The organism is Blautia glucerasea (assembly GCF_013304385.1).
Lineage (GTDB): Bacteria > Bacillota > Clostridia > Lachnospirales > Lachnospiraceae > Blautia_A > Blautia_A ammoniilytica.
Genome location: NZ_JAAITU010000115.1, coordinates 1 through 1,598, shown reverse-complemented (window position 1 = coordinate 1,598; position 1,598 = coordinate 1). Strand labels below are relative to the sequence as shown.

At 44.7% G+C, this 1,598-nt stretch carries 2 protein-coding genes and 1 pseudogene; all 3 read left to right on the top strand.

All coding sequences use genetic code 11. The annotated features are described in order from the left end of the window. A pseudogene (locus G5B11_RS18615) lies at nucleotides 1-507 on the top strand (hypothetical protein); the annotation flags it as partial. Between the two features lie 14 nt (nucleotides 508-521). Continuing rightward, entirely contained in the window at nucleotides 522-1,226 is a 705-nt protein-coding gene (locus G5B11_RS18610; protein ID WP_173729322.1) for a hypothetical protein, read from the top strand. 143 nt (nucleotides 1,227-1,369) lie between these two features. Beyond that, a partial coding sequence (locus G5B11_RS18605; protein ID WP_173729321.1) for a hypothetical protein occupies nucleotides 1,370-1,598 on the top strand: 229 nt, incomplete at its 3' end.

Genomic DNA, 1,598 nt, shown 5'->3' with positions numbered 1-1,598 from the left:
CTGGCAGTCTGCAATATGCAGAAAGCGTACATTGCGGCTCTGATCGGCGGCAACCATTTTATATATTATACAATCTTGCGTGATGAAGAGATGATTGCTGACCTGGTCTATGCAGAGAAAAAGTTTTGGGAGTATAACGTAAAGTGTGATATCCGTCCGGAGATAGATGACTCCGAGGCAACGAAAGAGTTTCTGGACAGAAAGTACAAGGAATCCGTGAAGGACAGTGTCCCGCTTGACCGTTCCCTGGTGAAAGTCCTGGAGGAATACCAAGATGTAAGTGACCAGCTGAAGGATATGGAGAAGCGGAAAACCGGCCTTTCCAATCAGCTAAAAGCTGCCCTTGGGGAGCATGAAGAGGGAAAATTTGACAATGGGCAGATTGTACGCTGGAAACGGATTGAGAAGAATTTACTGGATTCTAAGAGGCTGAAAGCAGAGAAGCCGGAGATTTATAACCAGTATACCAGTGTAAATGCTTACCGCACCCTGTCTATTGCGTCTTAAAGGGGGCTGGTACTATGGCTGTGGAATCGAAGATAAGAAGCTTACATGCAGATGAAATCGAATGCAGGGTAGGAAGTATCGGTGAAAAAGGAATCTCGCTTCTGTTATATAAGAATGCAAGGGTAGACCAGGCAATCCTGGATGAAGTCTTTGGCATATATGGCTGGCAGAGAAGCCATATGATGATTGGAAATTCCCTGTACTGTACCGTGAGTATCTGGGACCCGGAGAAAAAGACCTGGATTTCCAAGCAGGATGTGGGAACAACAGGGGATTTTGAAAAGGAGAAAAGTGCTGCTTCGGATTCGTTCAAAAGAGCGTGCGTGAATCTGGGGATTGGAAGGGAGCTGTATACGGCTCCCTTCATTTTTATCCCAGCCAGTAAAGTGGTGGTTACAGAGAAAGACCGGAAGAAGGTTGTGAAAGACAGTTTCAGTGTAAGTGCAATCACTATTTCGGCAGATAAGGTCATTACAGGGATTTCGGTTATCAATCAGAAGAAAGCAGAGGTTTTCAGATGGGGAAACTTAAACGCTGCAGAGAAGAACAATGGAGATGCAAACGAGGAATGGCAGGAACTGTACAGGGAGCTGGAAAGGACGAAAGTGCCAGAGGAACAGATTCTAAAGCGGTATGGTGTTAAGTCTCTTTGCGAACTGGATGAGGTATCAAGGAAAAGAGCACTGAATGGACTGAAACGAACAAAATCAGCCGCCTGATTATGGACGGCTAATCGAGAAGCTGTAAATTGTAGATATGGGATGACGCAGCATTTAGTTATGTCAGACCCAAGAAAAAATGTACGGCAGTCAGAAGTACCGCTGCGGAGCTACAAAGAGTAAAAATAACGGAGGAATTGCAGATGGATTACATGGAATTTAAAAATCAGATGTTAGCAGAGATAGAGGAACGCCTTACTGAAAAAGAATATGCCTGTTATGAACCGGCAGATGGCAATATGCTGGAAGAAAGTCTGGTGATTCAGGAAGGAAACGAGCCGATAAGATTTGGTGCGACTACGACAAGCATGTACCGGGCTTATAAATCCGGTTACAGTATAAGGCAGATTGCAGAAGAAATCATAAGGGAAA

Excerpts from the sequence above, each read along its gene's own strand:
- G5B11_RS18610 (WP_173729322.1), top strand. The coding sequence starts at position 522 with ATGGCTGTGGAATCGAAGATAAGAAGCTTACATGCAGATGAAATCGAA.